Annotated in this window: 16 protein-coding genes; 10 read left to right on the top strand and 6 right to left on the bottom strand. The window is 71.1% G+C overall.

Annotated elements, in window-relative coordinates:
• The first annotated feature begins 49 nt into the window (after window positions 1-49).
• On the top strand, window positions 50-1,693 hold the full coding sequence (locus tag TR49_RS23180) for a glycosyltransferase family 87 protein (RefSeq protein ID WP_052434557.1): 1,644 nt from the start codon (window positions 50-52) through the stop codon (window positions 1,691-1,693).
• Window positions 1,694-1,750: 57 nt separating this feature from the next.
• On the opposite strand, the gene TR49_RS23185 is transcribed toward TR49_RS23180, so the two are convergent.
• The 3 genes from TR49_RS23185 to TR49_RS23195 form a co-directional block, all read right to left on the bottom strand.
• Entirely contained in the window at window positions 1,751-2,785 is a 1,035-nt protein-coding gene (locus TR49_RS23185) for an alanine racemase (protein ID WP_042384649.1), read from the bottom strand.
• A 77-nt stretch (window positions 2,786-2,862) separates the two neighbouring features.
• The gene (locus TR49_RS23190) at window positions 2,863-3,981 is read right to left on the bottom strand and encodes a lipid II:glycine glycyltransferase FemX (protein WP_042384653.1); all 1,119 of its coding nucleotides are present in this window, start codon (window positions 3,979-3,981) and stop codon (window positions 2,863-2,865) included.
• Window positions 3,982-4,135: 154 nt separating this feature from the next.
• On the bottom strand, window positions 4,136-4,465 hold the full coding sequence (locus tag TR49_RS23195; protein WP_042366698.1) for a hypothetical protein: 330 nt from the start codon (window positions 4,463-4,465) through the stop codon (window positions 4,136-4,138).
• A gap of 266 nt (window positions 4,466-4,731) precedes the next feature.
• Between TR49_RS23195 and rpsF the strand changes: the two genes are divergently transcribed.
• The 4 genes from rpsF to rplI all read left to right on the top strand — a co-directional run bounded on the left by rpsF (window position 4,732) and on the right by rplI (window position 6,520).
• Window positions 4,732-5,022: a 30S ribosomal protein S6 gene (gene rpsF, locus TR49_RS23200; RefSeq protein ID WP_042366696.1), complete on the top strand. Its 291-nt coding sequence runs from the start codon at window positions 4,732-4,734 to the stop codon at window positions 5,020-5,022.
• Window positions 5,023-5,149: 127 nt separating this feature from the next.
• Window positions 5,150-5,734 (top strand): single-stranded DNA-binding protein, encoded by a 585-nt coding sequence (locus TR49_RS23205; RefSeq protein ID WP_042384656.1) that lies wholly within the window; start codon window positions 5,150-5,152, stop codon window positions 5,732-5,734.
• Between the two features lie 83 nt (window positions 5,735-5,817).
• Window positions 5,818-6,054, top strand: coding sequence for a 30S ribosomal protein S18 (gene rpsR / locus TR49_RS23210; RefSeq protein ID WP_030254746.1), 237 nt, complete (start codon window positions 5,818-5,820; stop codon window positions 6,052-6,054).
• 19 nt (window positions 6,055-6,073) lie between these two features.
• The gene (rplI, locus tag TR49_RS23215; protein ID WP_042384659.1) at window positions 6,074-6,520 is read left to right on the top strand and encodes a 50S ribosomal protein L9; all 447 of its coding nucleotides are present in this window, start codon (window positions 6,074-6,076) and stop codon (window positions 6,518-6,520) included.
• Window positions 6,521-6,598: 78 nt separating this feature from the next.
• Here rplI and TR49_RS23220 read toward each other — a convergent pair whose 3' ends face one another.
• Window positions 6,599-7,933, bottom strand: a complete 1,335-nt coding sequence (locus TR49_RS23220) for an MATE family efflux transporter (RefSeq protein WP_042384660.1) — start codon at window positions 7,931-7,933, stop codon at window positions 6,599-6,601.
• Window positions 7,934-8,290: 357 nt separating this feature from the next.
• On the opposite strand from TR49_RS23220, the gene dnaB reads away from it, so the two are divergent.
• From dnaB to TR49_RS23240, 4 genes are all read left to right on the top strand, one after another.
• Window positions 8,291-9,862, top strand: a complete 1,572-nt coding sequence (gene dnaB, locus TR49_RS23225; RefSeq protein ID WP_042384661.1) for a replicative DNA helicase — start codon at window positions 8,291-8,293, stop codon at window positions 9,860-9,862.
• An 87-nt stretch (window positions 9,863-9,949) separates the two neighbouring features.
• Complete coding sequence (locus TR49_RS23230; protein WP_042384664.1) at window positions 9,950-11,401, top strand: amidase; 1,452 nt, start codon at window positions 9,950-9,952, stop codon at window positions 11,399-11,401.
• A 47-nt stretch (window positions 11,402-11,448) separates the two neighbouring features.
• Window positions 11,449-12,048, top strand: coding sequence for an HD domain-containing protein (locus tag TR49_RS23235; protein WP_042384807.1), 600 nt, complete (start codon window positions 11,449-11,451; stop codon window positions 12,046-12,048).
• A 51-nt stretch (window positions 12,049-12,099) separates the two neighbouring features.
• Window positions 12,100-12,510, top strand: a complete 411-nt coding sequence (locus TR49_RS23240; RefSeq protein ID WP_042384809.1) for a VOC family protein — start codon at window positions 12,100-12,102, stop codon at window positions 12,508-12,510.
• A gap of 52 nt (window positions 12,511-12,562) precedes the next feature.
• Here the strand turns inward: TR49_RS23240 and TR49_RS23245 are convergent, their stop codons facing one another.
• Both TR49_RS23245 and TR49_RS41680 read right to left on the bottom strand, forming a co-directional pair.
• Window positions 12,563-13,300 carry a helix-turn-helix domain-containing protein gene (locus tag TR49_RS23245; RefSeq protein ID WP_042384666.1) on the bottom strand — a complete coding sequence of 246 codons (738 nt, stop codon included), beginning with the start codon at window positions 13,298-13,300 and terminating at the stop codon, window positions 12,563-12,565.
• Window positions 13,301-13,428: 128 nt separating this feature from the next.
• Window positions 13,429-13,962 carry an SsgA family sporulation/cell division regulator gene (locus tag TR49_RS41680; RefSeq protein ID WP_052434559.1) on the bottom strand — a complete coding sequence of 178 codons (534 nt, stop codon included), beginning with the start codon at window positions 13,960-13,962 and terminating at the stop codon, window positions 13,429-13,431.
• Between the two features lie 447 nt (window positions 13,963-14,409).
• Between TR49_RS41680 and TR49_RS23255 the strand changes: the two genes are divergently transcribed.
• The gene (locus TR49_RS23255; RefSeq protein ID WP_052434561.1) at window positions 14,410-14,811 is read left to right on the top strand and encodes a GatB/YqeY domain-containing protein; all 402 of its coding nucleotides are present in this window, start codon (window positions 14,410-14,412) and stop codon (window positions 14,809-14,811) included.
• Window positions 14,812-14,817: the final 6 nt, after the last annotated feature.

The raw sequence follows: 14,817 nt of genomic DNA on the forward strand, positions 1-14,817 counted from the left end.
TCGCGTTGTCCACAACCCCTGGAAAGGATCGTGCGGCAGGATGAGCGGTATGACGTCGAGTGACCAGCAGGCCGGCGACGCCGGCCGGGGAGACGAACCGGCGCCGCACCCCTGGGCGGACCCGGAGGAGGACGGCGCGGACGACGTGGACGAGGCTCTGGAGTCCACGCCGGGGCCGGTGCTGCCCGTGCCTCCCCCCGAGGACACCGTCGTCGTGCCCGCGGACGAGGACCCCGTCTCCGCGGCCGCGAGCGAGCTGATCGGGGGCGCCCCCGGCCGGCACGCGCTGCTCGGGGTCAGCTGGTGGACGGCGGCCCGGGTGCTCGCCGTGATCACCGTGGTGGTCTGGGCGCTGGGCATGGTGCAGAAGGTGCCCTGCTACGACAGCGGCTGGTTCTACGGCGCCTCCGCGCAGTACGACCACGCCTGTTACAGCGACATCCCGCACCTGTTCACGCTGCGCGGCTTCAACCTGCCCGGCAACATCCCCTACGTCGACAAGATCCCGGGCTCGACCGACCCGACGATGCAGTACCTGGAGTACCCGGTGCTCACCGGGCTCTTCGTGTGGGGCGCGGCGCAGCTGACGCCGACCGGCGGCGGGGACGTCTACCGGGAGCAGATCTTCTACCTGGTCAACGCCGGGATGCTGCTGATCTGTGCGGTCGTGGCCGTGGTCGCGGTGTCGCGCACGCACCGCCGTCGTCCGTGGGACGCGCTGCTGTTCGCGCTGGCGCCGGTGCTCGCGCTGGACGGGACGATCAACTGGGACATGCTGGCGGTGGCGCTCGCGGCGGTGGGCATGGCCCTGTGGGCGCGGCGCTATCCGGTCTGGGCGGGTGTGCTGATCGGTCTGGCGACGGCGGCCAAGCTCTACCCGGTCTTCCTGCTGGGCCCGCTGCTGGTGCTCTGCCTGCGGGCGGGCCGGATGCGCGAGTTCGGCCGGGCCTTCGCCGGTGCGGCGGTCGCCTGGCTGCTGGTCGACATCCCATTCATGATCGCCAACTTCTCCGGCTGGGCGACGTTCTACACCTTCAGCGAGTCGCGCGGGGTGGACTTCGGCTCGTTCTGGCTGATCCTCACCCAGAACGGCTGGCTGAACGCCTCGACCAACACGATCAACACCATCATCGCGATCCTGCTGGTCCTGTCCTGCCTCGGCATCGGCTGGCTCGCGCTCGGAGCCCGGCGCAGGCCGCGCTTCGCGCAGCTGGCCTTCCTGGTGGTGGCGGCGTTCACGCTGACCAACAAGGTCTACTCGCCGCAGTACGTGCTGTGGCTGCTGCCGCTGGCCGTGCTGGCGCGCCCGCGCTGGCGGGACTTCCTGATCTGGCAGGCGTGCGAGGTGCTGTACTTCCTCGGGGTCTGGTACTACCTGGCCTACAGCGCGTCCCCGAACCAGCGGGGCCTCCCGCCGGACTGGTACCACGCCGCCATCGCGCTGCACATCCTGGGGACGCTCTACCTGGTCGTGGTGATCGTCCGCGACATCCTCTCCCCGGCCGGTGATCCGGTCCGCGCCGACGGCAGCGACGACCCCTCGGGCGGCGTCCTGGACGGCGCGGCGGACGTCTTCACCCTCAGCGGCGTCCGCGTCCAGGCGGCCCCGACCGACACCACCCGCCCCAGCGGTGCGACGAGCTACGCGGTGGGCAGCGCCCATCTGGACGGCTCGCTGACGGAGCGCATCTGACGAAGAACGGCCGAGGGGGCGACGCGTCACGCGTCGCCCCCTCGGCCGTTCGCCTGATCAGTGCCGGTCGACGATCCGGTCGAAGAGCGTCGTGGTGTGCCGCAGCGTGGCGCGCAGCTCCTCACCGACCGTGGGCGGGGCGACCTCGCCCGGAACCCAGAGCAGCGAGACCTGCATGTGCGGGGGCTCGGCGAAGCCGAGCTTGGTGCCGCTCCAGCTGAACGGGCTGGTGTTGCGGCCGAGGGTGGCCAGGCCCGCGCGGGCGAGGTTCTTGGCGCGGGGCGTCAGGCCGGACATGTTCTTGGGGGCCTCCAGGCCCACCCCGTGCGCCGTGCCGCCGGCCACGACCAGCAGGTGGCCGTCGCCGGAGACGCGGTGCTGCCGGTAACCGAAGCGGTCGCCCTTGGCCATGCGGTGCACGTCCATGACGGTGCCGCGGCACTCGATGGCCTCGTGGTCGCCGAGCCACAGCTGGGTGCCGATCCGGGCGCGGAAGCGCACGTCGGGGTACCAGCCCTGGAGCTGCTCCATCTCCGAGGCGGAGAGGTGGCTGACGAACAGGGTGCGGACCGGCAGGCCCGCGGTGCGCAGCTGGTCGACCCAGCGGGCGGTCTCGCCGAGCGGGTCGACGCCGTCGGGGCGGTCCATCGGCAGGTGGACGGCGAAGCCCTCCAGCCGGACGTCGTCGACGGCCATGCGCAGCTTGGGCAGGTCCTCGGGGGTGACCCCGTGCCGCCGCATGCTGGTCATGCACTCCACGATCACGCGGCCGCCGACCAGCGCGCGCACGCCGTCGACGGAGCCGACGGTGCGGATCACCCGGTGCGGCAGCGGGACCGGGTCCTCGCCGATGCGGTAGGGGGTGAGCACGATCAGGTCGCGGCCGAAGAAGTCCTTGAGCTCGGCGGCCTCGTACGCGGTGCCGACGGCCAGCAGGTCGGCGCCGAGGCGGGTGGCCTCCTCGGCGAGCCGCGTGTTGCGGAAGCCGTAGCCGTTGCCCTTGGCGACCGGCACCAGGCCGGGGAAGGCCCCCAGCACCTTGCGCTGGTGGTCACGCCAGCGGGGGGTGTCCACATACATAGTGAGCGCCATGGGAGGCCTTCCGCGTTCCGGTGTCGGTCGTTGAAGCGTACGCGGACGGGCCGCCTGCCACGTACGAGGACGTCGTCTCAGCGACGCTGCATGTACATGTCCAACGCCTTGTGCAGCAGCTTGTTGAGCGGGAAGTCCCACTCGCCGAGGTACTCGGCCGCCTGGCCGCCGGTGCCCACCTTGAACCGGATCAGTCCGAAGAGGTGGTCCGTCTCGTCCAGGGTGTCGCTGATGCCGCGCAGGTCGTAGACCGTCGCGCCGAGCGCGTACGCGTCGCGCATCATCCGCCACTGGATGGCGTTGTTCGGCTGCACCTCGCGCTTGTGCACGGTGGAGGCGCCGTAGGAGTACCAGACGTGCTGACCCACGGTGATCATCGTGGTGCCCGCCAGCGGGTCGCCCTCGTGGTACGCCAGGTACAGGCGCATCCGGTTGGGGTCCTCGGCGGTCAGCGCGCGCCACTGGCGCTGGAAGTACGACAGCGGGCGCGGGATGAACTTGTCGCGCTCGGCCGTCTCCAGGTACAGCTGGTGGAAGACCGGCAGGTCGTCGTAGCCGCCCTGGACGATCTCGACGCCCGACTTCTCGGCCTTCTTGATGTTGCGGCGCCACAGCTGGTTGAAGCCCTTGAGGATGTCGTCAAGGGAACGGTTGGCCAGCGGCACCTGGAAGACGTAGCGCGGCTGCACGTCGCCGAAGCCGGCGCCGCCGTCCTCGCCCTGCTGCCAGCCCATCCGGCGCAGCCGGTCCGCGGTGTCGATCGCGCGCGGCTCGTACCAGTCCGCCTCGATGTCGCGCAGGCGCTTGGCCTGGCCGCCGGCGATGGCGTTCTTGATGGTCTCCGACTGCCAGCGCCGGATGATCACCGGCGGGCCCATCTTCACCGTGAAGGCGCCCTGGCCCTTCAGGTGGTCCAGCATCGGGCGCAGCCAGCCCTCGAGGTTCGGGTCGAACCAGTCGATCACCGGACCCTCGGGGAGGTAGGCCAGGTAGCGCTTGACCTTGGGCAGCTGCCGGTAGAGAACCAGCCCGGCCCCCACGATCTGGTCGCGCTCGTCGAACCAGCCGATCGACTCGTTGCGCCACTCCGACTTGACGTCCGCCCACGAGGGCACCTGCATGTGGCTCGCGGACGGCAGGCTCCGGATGAAGGCCAGGTGCTCCTCGCGGCTGATGGTCCTCAGGCGCAGGCTCATGTGGGGGTGCTCCTCGGGCGTGGATCGCGTCAAGTGCGCAGCCTACTGCCCTGGCGGAGCACCCCATAGAGGTGACGTGCCGCGCGCGGAGCCTCCGCGCGCGGCCGGTCGGACCGGCGGCCGGATCAGTCGGCCGGCCGGCTCGGTGCCCGGGTCAGATCAGCCCGCCGTGCGCGAGGCCGATGCCGAGCCCGACCGCGGCCATGCCGCCGGTCACCACGATGACGAAGCGTTCGGCCGTCGTCGCGGACCGGTACTGCGCGAAGGCCGCCGTGATCACGCCCGCCAGCCCCGTCCAGGAGGCCAGGATGTGCAGGCTGTGAAAGGCGCAGGTGGCGATCGCGATGATGCCGAGGACCGCGGTGACGGCGGTGAGCGTGTTCTCCAGGGGGTGCGGTTTGCCGTCGGTGTTGAACAGGGCCGCCAACGGATTGCGGCGGGGGGCCTGGCCGGCAGCACGGACCGGCGGGGCTGACTGAGCCATGGGACCGCCTCCTTAGGGAGGTCAAGCGATGACGCACAGTAGTGCGCCTCGTACCCGATGTGTACAGATTGCGGCGGTACGAGGGCGGATTTCAAGCCCCCGATCGGGTGCCTGTAGGCTGGACCGTCTGCACCGGTGTGCTCCCGTCCGACATCGTCGTATCCGGCGTTGTCAGTGGCGGTCGCTACCGTTGCCGACGTGAATTGAAGACCCTCCTGCCACGGAGAGACCGTGGCCGCCTGAGTCCAGAGGAGGTGGGTTCCGCAATGCGTCACTACGAGGTCATGGTGATCCTCGACCCGTCCGTCGAGGAGCGCGCTGTCGCCCCGCTGATCGAGAACTTCGCCAATGTCGTCAAGACTGGCGGCGGTTCCGTCGAGAAGATCGACACCTGGGGTCGTCGTCGTCTGGCGTACGAGATCAAGAAGCAGTCCGAGGGCATCTACTCCGTGCTCGACATCAAGGCTGAGCCTGCTGTCGTCAAGGAGCTGGACCGTCAGCTCAACCTGAGCGAGCAGGTGCTGCGCACCAAGGTCCTGCGCCCGGACACCCACTGAGCAATGCCGCTCCCGCTCGACTGTTCGGGCGGAGCATCCGAGCAACCCGCGGCTGACCGTGCTCCGGCACGGCGGCAGCACCCCGCAATCCAGCTAATCCCGCACGTCTTCTCCCGAGAGGTCGAACATGGCAGGCGAGACCGTCATCACCCTTGTCGGCAACCTTGTCGACGACCCTGAGCTGCGGTTCACCCCGTCGGGTGCGGCCGTCGCGAAGTTCCGCATCGCGTCGACCCCCCGCACCTTCGACCGTCAGACCAACGAGTGGAAGGACGGCGAGAGCCTCTTCCTCACGTGCAACGTCTGGCGGCAGCCCGCGGAGAACGTGGCCGAGTCGCTGCAGCGCGGCATGCGCGTCATCGTGCAGGGCCGTCTGCGTCAGCGCTCCTACGAGACCAAGGAAGGCGAGAAGCGGACCGTCTTCGAGGTCGAGGTCGACGAGGTCGGTCCGAGCCTGCGCTCGGCGACCGCCAAGGTCACCCGGGCCCAGCGCTCCGGTGGTCCCGGCGGCGGCTTCGGCGGGGGCCAGCAGGGCGGCGGTTACGGCGGTGGCCAGCAGGGCGGTGGCTGGGGCGGTGGCTCCCAGTCCGGCCCGTCCGACGACCCGTGGGCGTCCAGCGCCCCGGCCGGCGGTGGCCAGCAGGGCGGCGGCGGTGGCGGCTGGGGCGGCGCCCCGGCCGGCGGTGGTTACTCGGACGAGCCCCCGTTCTAGACGGCGGCTCGGCGGCCGCGCTCAGCGGTCTGACCGCACCTGGCGGTCAACACAAGACTTGATCACGAACACTGGAGTACACGATGGCGAAGCCGCCCGTGCGCAAGCCTAAGAAGAAGGTTTGCGTCTTCTGCAAGGACAAGATCACCTACGTCGACTACAAGGACACGAACCTGCTTCGCAAGTTCATCTCCGACCGTGGGAAGATCCGCGCCCGCCGGGTCACCGGCAACTGCACCCAGCACCAGCGCGACGTGGCCACGGCTGTGAAGAACAGCCGCGAGGTCGCTCTGCTGCCCTACACCTCGACCGCTCGCTGAATAGGAGGGTGACCGAATCATGAAGATCATCCTCACGAACGAGGTCTCCGGCCTCGGCACCGCCGGCGACATCGTCGAGGTCAAGGACGGGTACGCCCGCAACTACCTGGTCCCGCGTGGCTTCGCCATCCGCTGGACCAAGGGCGGCCAGAAGGACGTGGACGCGATCCGTCGCGCCCGCAAGATCCACGAGATCCAGACCCTGGAGCAGGCCAACGAGGTCAAGGCCAAGCTGGAGGCGCTCAGCGTCAAGCTGGCCGTCCGTGCGGGCGACTCCGGTCGTCTGTTCGGCTCGGTGACCCCGAGCGACGTCGTCGAGGCCATCAAGGCCGTCGACGGCCCGCTGGTCGACAAGCGCCGCGTCGAGATCGGCTCCCCGATCAAGACCACCGGTGCCCACCAGGTCACCGTCAAGCTGCACCCCGAGGTTGCCGCTGCCATCAGCGTCAACGTCGTCGCCGCCTGACGATCGCTCATCTGAGCTGAGAAGGGGCGCGGGATCTGATCCCGCGCCCCTTTTGCCATGCCAAGCGCCCCTGTCGGGCTACGCCCGGACGGCCCCCGTCACCAGCCAGGCGCCGGTCCGGGCGCGAAGTGCCATGGAGACGCCACGGACCACCATGGCGAAGCCGATCGCGACCCACAGCCCGGTCAGGCCCTGGCCGCCGAACCAGAGCGCCACCGGCGCGTAGAGCAGCAGCGTCGCCAGCATCGCCCAGGCCAGGTAGGGGCCGTCGCCCGCGCCCATGAGGACGCCGTCCAGGACGAAGACCACGCCGCACACCGGTTGCATCACTCCGGCGACCACCAGCACCGGCAGCACCTGCCGCTGCACCGCGGGGTCGCTGGTGAACAGCGGCAGGTACAGCGCATGAGCCGCGATCAGCAGGGTGCCGAGGACCACGCCCGACCCGGCGCCCCACTCCACCATCCGCCGTGTCGCGGCCCGCGCGCCCGCCGCGTCGTCGCCGCCCAGGGCCCGGCCGATCAGCGCCTGGCCGGCGATGGCGATGGCGTCGAGCGCGAACGCGAGGAAGCTCCACAGCGACATCGCGATCTGGTGCGCGGCGATGGACGTGTTGCCCAGGCGGGCGGCGACGGCGGTCGCGATCAGCAGGATCGCGCGCAGGCTGAGCGTGCGGACCAGCAGTGGGACTCCGGCCGTCGCGCAGGCGCGGATGCCGGGCAGGTCCGGACGCAGGGTGGTCCACCAGCTCCCGTCCCCGGAGTGGTTGACGCGGATGCCTCTGACCACGACGGTGAGGTAGGCGGCGGCCATGCCCCACTGCGCGATCACGGTGCCGAGCGCGGAACCGGAGATGCCGAGGCCGATGCCGTAGACGAGGGTCAAGTTGAGCAGCAGGTTCGAGGAGAAGCCGGCGACGGCGACGACGAGGGGGGTGCGGGTGTCCTGCAGGCCGCGCAGCACACCGGTGGCGGCGAGGACGATCAGCATCGCGGGAATCCCGGCGCAGCTGATCCGCAGGTAGTCGACCGCGTAGGGTGCGGCGGTGGACGATGCCCCGAAGAGGCGGACCACCGCCGGTGCGACGGGCACGGCGACGACGATGACCAGGACGGAGATCAGCAGGGCCAGCCAGATGCCGTCGACGCCCTGCTTGAGTGCGGCGCGCCGGTCGCCGGAGCCGATGCGCCGGGCGACGGCCGCGGTGGTGGCGTAGGCGAGGAAGACGAAGACGTTGACGAGCGTCGCCAGCAGGGCGGCGGAGACGCCGAGCCCGGCGAGCTGGGCGGTGCCGAGGTGGCCGACGATGGCCGAGTCCGCCATCAGGAAGAGCGGCTCGGCGATGAGTGCGCCGAAGGCGGGGAGGGCAAGCGCGAGGATCTCGCGGTCGAGGGGGCGCTGGCGCAGTCTCATGGTCCTACGGTAGTCATCCACAGGTAATGGGCGCAACTGCTCATTGGTCATTACGCTCTGCTGCGTCCCGGAGTCGCTCGTGCACCGTTTGTCATGATCTTCAGCCGGGTTGTGAACTTTTTCTCGGAATGCTGCGGAGGCTGATGTTTTCGCAGGTCAGAGCGCTGATTTCGGACGTCGCGTGAGCTTGTCCACAGGTTGTCCCCCGCGTCGTACACAGCCTGGGGGCAGTTCTCCACAGCTAGCGAGCAGTCATCCACACCCCCTGTGGATAACCATCTTGGCCATTGTCGGAGCCGTGCCGTTGAATGGACCGCTACGGCACGGTAGGGCGGCACGGCACGGAAGGCGGCACCGATGAGCGGGGCACCGTACGACGACGGCGGGTTCGAGGACGTTCCCCCGCCGCCGGAGGACGAGTGGCCTGCCCCGGGCGGCCCCGCCGGGGACGGTCCGGGCGACCGTCTGCCCTTCTCGCGGCGCCGTGAGGGCGGCGGCGAGCGAGGCGGCGACCGCGGCGACAGGCGCGGTGGCGGGGAGCGCGGTAACGGTTCCGCGGACGGCTCAGGTGGCTCCGGTGGTTCCGGAGGCTCCGGCGTCGACGGCTTCGAACGCGTCCCGCCGCAGGACCTCGCGGCCGAGCAGTCCGTCCTCGGCGGCATGCTGCTCTCCAAGGACGCGATCGCCGACGTCGTCGAGGTCCTCAAGCCGGGCGACTACTACCGTCCGGCCCACGAGCTGATCTACAGCGCCATCCTCGACCTCTACGCCCGCGGCGAGCCGGCCGACCCGATCACCGTCGCCAGCGAGCTGGTCAAGCGCGGTGAGATCACCCGCGTCGGCGGCCCCTCCTACCTGCATACCCTCGTCAACTCGGTGCCCACCGCGGCCAACGCCGAGTACTACGCGGAGATCGTCCACGAGCGCGCCGTCCTGCGCCGCCTGGTCGAGGCCGGCACGCGCATCGCCGGTCTCGGCTACGCCGCCGAGGGAGACGTCGACGACATCGTCAACCGCGCCCAGGCGGAGATCTATGCCGTCACCGAGCAGCGCACCAACGAGGACTACGCCCCGCTCGCCGACATCATGGAGGGCGCCCTCGACGAGATCGAGTCCATCGGCTCCCGCAGCGGCCAGATGTCCGGCGTCCCCACCGGCTTCGCCGACCTCGACTCCCTGACCAACGGCCTCCACCCGGGTCAGATGATCGTCGTCGCGGCGCGACCCGCCATGGGTAAGTCCACGTTGGCGCTCGACTTCGCCCGGTCCTGCTCGATCAAGCATAAGATTCCGAGCGTCTTCTTCTCCCTCGAGATGGGGCGCAACGAGATCGCCATGCGTCTCCTCTCCGCGGAGGCACGGGTCGCGCTGCACCACATGCGCACCGGCGCGATGACGGACGAGGACTGGACCCGTCTCGCCCGCCGCATGCAGGACCTGAACGACTCCCCCCTCTACATCGACGACTCCCCGAACCTGTCGATGATGGAGATCCGCGCCAAGTGCCGCCGCCTCAAGCAGCGCAACGACCTGCGCCTGGTCGTCATCGACTACCTCCAGCTGATGCAGAACGGCGGCTCGCGCCGGGCCGAGAGCCGCCAGCAGGAGGTCTCGGAGATGTCCCGAAACCTCAAGCTGCTGGCCAAGGAGCTGGAGCTGCCGGTCATCGCGCTGTCCCAGCTGAACCGTGGTCCCGAACAGCGCACCGACAAGCGGCCGATGGTCTCCGACCTCCGTGAGTCGGGTTCGATCGAGCAGGACGCGGACATGGTCATCCTGCTGCACCGCGAGGACGCCTACGAGAAGGAGTCCCCGCGGGCCGGCGAGGCCGACCTGATCGTGGCCAAGCACCGTAACGGCCCGACGGCGACGATCACCGTCGCGTTCCAGGGGCACTACTCCCGCTTCGTGGACATGGCGCAGAGCTGAGCCGCGGCTGTCGCTCGCTAAAGCGTAAACCCCGTTGTGCGAAGCGGTATTTCGTGGCCCTCTCCGGAGGCCCGTAGGGTCGGTCGCATGGAGTGGAGTCTTCTGACGGCCGAACAGCTCGCGGCTGCGCTGCGTGCCGGTGAGGTGACCTCGGCGGAACTGACCGACGCGGCGATCGCCCGCATCGAGCGGGGCGACAAGGCGATCAACGCGATCTGTGTGCCGGACTTCGACCGCGCACGGGCGGCCGCGACCGATGCCGACCGGGCGCGTGCCTGTGGCGAGGACCGGCCGCTGCTGGGTATCCCGGTGACGGTCAAGGAGTCGTACGACATCGCCGGGTTGCCCACGACCTGGGGCATGCCGCCGCACCGGAACCACGTGCCGACCGAGGACGCGGTGCAGGTGTCGCGGCTCAAGGCCGCGGGCGCGGTGGTGCTCGGCAAGACCAACGTGCCCGTGGGGCTGCAGGACATACAGACCTTCAACGAGATCTACGGCACCACCAACAACCCGTGGGACCACCGCCGTACGGCGGGCGGTTCCTCCGGCGGCTCGGCGGCGGCCCTGGCGTCCGGGTTCGGCGCGCTGTCCATCGGCTCCGACCTCGCCGGTTCGTTGCGCACCCCCGCGCATTTCTGCGGCGTCTACGCGCACAAGCCGAGCCTCGGACTCGCGGCGAGCCGCGGCATGGTCCCGCCGCCCGGGCCGGCCCTGCCGGTCGAGCACGACCTCGCCGTCGTCGGTCCGATGGCGCGCACCGCGCGCGACCTCACGCTCCTGCTCGACGTCATGGCCGGACCGGATCCGCTGACGCACGGTGTGGCGTACCACCTGACGCTGCCGCCCGCGCGCCACGAACGGCTCCGGGACTTCCGGGTCCTGGTCCTCGACGAGCATCCGCTCATTCCGACCGGGTCTGCCGTACGGGCGGCCGTGAACCGGGTGGTCGACGCGCTCGTCGACGGCGGCGCTCGCGTCGAGCGGGACAGTCCGCTGCTGCCCGATCTGACCGAAGCCGCGGTGCTCTACCGGCAGTTGCTGTTCTCGGGCTCCGTGGCGCGTTTCCCCGTCGAGGCGTACGAGCAGCTGCAGGCCCGCGCCGCCGGACTGAGCGCGGACGACCGGAGTCTCGATGCGGCGGTGCTGCGCGGCATGCTGCTGAGCCACCGCGACTGGATCGAGGCGAACAACCGTCGCGAGCTCCACCGCCACGCCTGGCGACAGCTGTTCGCCACATACGACGCCGTGGTGTGTCCGGTCACGCCCACGCCCGCGTTCCCACACGACCACCACCCCGATCCGAGGGAACGCCGGATCGACATCGACGGCGTCGCGTACCCGTACTTCGACCAGCTCGTCTGGGCAGGCCTGGCCACCCTCCCCGGCCTGCCCGCCACCGCTGTCCCAGCGGGTCGGTCCCCCGAGGGCCTGCCGGTGGGCGTGCAGCTCATCGGCCCGATGTTCGAAGACCGGACCCCACTGCGGCTGGCCGAACTGCTCGAGCAGAAGATCGGGGGCTTCCAGGCACCGGAGTAGGGCGTACCAGCCCCGGCGCGGAGCCGGCTGCGCCCTACACTGGCGTGATGGCCCCGGACGTGCTCACGACCGCCCTGGCTCCAGGCGATGAACCACTGCTGCGGCCACTGCCGTTGGGCGTATCGGAGCTGCTGGATCGGTTGGGTGCGCCGCTGCGGCTGGTCGCGCATCTGCGGCTGGTGCACGATGTCGCGGCACAGCTCGTCGAGTGGGTCGAGCGGGAGTGCCCCGAGCTGGTCGTGGACGGTGAGGCTGTGCTGTTCGGGGCGGCGACGCATGACATCGGAAAGACGCTGCATCCCGAGGAGTTGACCGGGCCGGGCTCGCGGCACGAGGAGCGGGGGCGGGAGCTGTTGCGGGCGCACGGTGTGCCGGACTCGCTGGCGCGTTTCGCGGGGACGCATGCGGCGTGGGGGTCCGTGTCCGTCGGGGTCGAGGATCTGCTGGTGAGCTTGGCCGACAAGGTGTGGAAGGGCAAGCGGGTCCCGGACCTGGAGGACCGCGTCGTGGCGGAGCTGTGCGCCGCGAGCGGGCGGGAGGCGTGGGAGGAGTTCCTGCGGCTGGACGAGTTCCTGACGCGTGTCGGGGACGGGGCCGAGGCGCGGCTGGCGCTCCAGGCGGCGTACCCCGCGAACCCGATCCGGTGATGTCCGATTCTTTCAAGACCCGGCCGGAGTCGCCGACCTAGGCTCGTGGACATGGAGAACACCAAGAGGACAGCTGCGCCGCAGTTCGCTTTCGTCGGGCTGGTCGTCTCGGACATGGCCGCGTCGGTGGCCTTCTACCGGCGTTTGGGGCTGGTCTTCCCCGAAGGGGCGGAGGAGCAGCCGCACGTCGAGGCGGCCCTGCCCGGAGGACTGCTGTTGGTGCTGGACACCGAGGAGACGGTGCGTTCCTTCCAGCCGGAGTGGCGCGCGCCGGCGGCGGGTGGCCGGGTGGGGATCGCGTTCCGGTGCGAGGGGCCGGAGCAGGTGGACGCCGTGTACGAGGAGCTGGTCGGGGCCGGGTATCACGGGGCGCTGAAGCCGTGGGACGCGTTCTGGGGTCAGCGGTACGCGACGGTGCACGATCCGGACGGGAACGGGGTCGACCTACTGGCACCGCTGTAGCCGGGTCGTCCGCGCCGGTCAGGCCGGTCGTGCTTCCGCGCCGTCCGCGCAGTCAGCGGCGGCCGAGCAGGGCGGTCAGCGTGGATCCGGTGAACTCGCGGACGTCGCGGGCGAAGTGGGCCTGGTCGGCGTAGCCCGTGCGGCTGGCGGTGGTGGCGAGGGGGACGCCGGTGCGGGCCAGGATGAGAGCCCGTTGAAGACGCAGGATGCGGGCGAGGGTCTTGGGCCCGTAGCCGAAGGCGTCGAGGGAACGGCGGTGGAGCCGACGGGCGCCGAGGCCGACGGTGTCGGCGGTCGCGGCCACGGAACGGCCCGCCGCCAGGGAGGCGACGACGGCGCGCAGCAGCGGGTCGGGGGCGGGGGCGTGCGCGGCCAGCCGGAGGGCGAGGTCCTCGAGGGCGACCGCAGGATCGGGCGCGGCGTCGACGCGCCCGGTGGCTCGGCGTATCTCGGCGGCTGGGAGCAGTCGCAGCTCGGCCAGGTCGACGCGGAGGTCCCGCAGGGCATGGGCGGGGACGCCGAGCAGCGCGGGCGCCGTGCCGGGCCGGAAGCGGACGCCGGCCCAGGGGCCGGGCAGGTCCGGGCCGGGCCGGTAGGCGTGCGTGTCGGGCCCGGCGACGAGGAGACGACCCTCGGTCCACAGCAGGTCCATGCAGCCGTCGGGCAGCACCGACGCGGCGTCGTCCACCCCACCGCTCGGGGACGGCGAGGTCGCGCCGCGCGTCCACACCACCGCGTCCGGCAACCGCGACGGTCGCTCGGCGTACCGGGAGTTCTCGGCGCTGGGCACACCACGAGGCTACGTCCGCAGCGGCCCCGCCGACCCGTCGTGGGCCTGCCGACGGTCACGGCGCGGCTGCGGGCACAGCAGTCGGAGCAGGCACGGCAGCCACGGCGGACCCGGCCTGGTCTCCGCACTCAAGGGTCCTGTCGCAATCGGGAGATGAGCGCGTCGATGTCGAGGTGACGGTGCTCGGCGCCGTGTGGCACGACGGTGGCCGACAGCTCCAGGAAGCGCTTGAGCTGGGCGGCTTCGCCACGCAGCAGGGCCGCGTCCCGCCCGCTGCCGAGCGTGATCAGCACGGACTCCTGGCTGTCGGACTCCCTCCCTTGCTGCGGCTGCGGCTGCGGGGCGGGCCGGATGCGGACGTCGCCGAGACCGCTGGGCCGGTCGAGGCCGTGGCGGAGGGTCTCGCGGGAGAGCACCCAGGTCACGGTGGCGGCAGGACCGGTCCGGCACTGGAGGCGGACGGCGTAGGGGTCGGCCTGGGTGTAGGTCAGCCGGGCGGGGAAGGGGATCTCGCTGCCCGGTCCGGTGACGAGGTGGAGCAGGATCTCGGCGCCGCAGGCGACGCGGGCGGCAGGGTCGCCGTGGGCGGCGCGTGTGTGCGGCCTGACCGGAGCGGCCCGGTCGGCGGGCGGTTGGGGGGCGGAAGCCTGAGGTGACGTCACTGCTCTTGCCCTTCGGGGTCTCGGCGGTGCTTGCCGGGCAGGGGACGGCCGTCGCGTGGGGCCGGAAGCGGCGTGGCTCGCAGGCCCTTGGTCAGCCGACGCCACTCCAGGTCCGGCTCGCCGGGGACGGTTCGGCCCTCGCGGTGCCAGGCCTTGGCCAGATGCGCGTAAATGGGCTCCTCGTGCTGGTGTTGCCCAAGCCCCTCGCGCGGCTGTGTCGGCGCCTGCGCGTGCTGCTGCCGAGAGGGTCGCGGAAACGTTTCTTCCGTTGGCGGAGAGGGGCTCAACGAGTCTGCCGTCATGCCTGGACCAACGACGTGGACGGCCCGGGGCAACTGTCGCGGCGCGTTCTCACCCTCGGGGGGAGCGAATTGCCGCCCCACCGCCGGGGAAAGGAGGGAGAAAACGGGTCGAAAGCACCGGGCGTGAGCGCCTATCGTCCTCGCCATGATGACCGATGCCACGACCGAGCCCGGGACGCAGCCGTCGCCTGCCCCGCTGCGCCACCGTCTGCGCGACGCCCTCGGCGTCGCGATCAAGGGCCGCGACCGCCTCTCCGCCTCCGTGCTCCGCGCGACCCTGGGCGCGATCGAGAACGCGGAGGCGGTCCCGGCGGACGCCGCATCCGCCGGGAGCGTCCCCGGCTCGCTCGCCATCGAGCGGAGCCCCGTCGGCGTCGGTGCGGCGGAGGTCGCGCGGCGGGTGCTGACGGAGGGCGACGTCCACGCGATCGTGCGGGCGGAGCTCGCGGAGCGGGAGGCCGCCGCCGACACCTACCTCCGCGCCGGGCGTCCGGAACAGGCGGACCGGCTCCGGGCGGAGATCGAGGTCCTGGCCGCGTTCCTGTAGTCGCGG

Origin of the sequence: Streptacidiphilus melanogenes, assembly GCF_000787835.1 — a bacterium.
In the GTDB taxonomy this organism is placed as follows: domain Bacteria; phylum Actinomycetota; class Actinomycetes; order Streptomycetales; family Streptomycetaceae; genus Streptacidiphilus; species Streptacidiphilus melanogenes.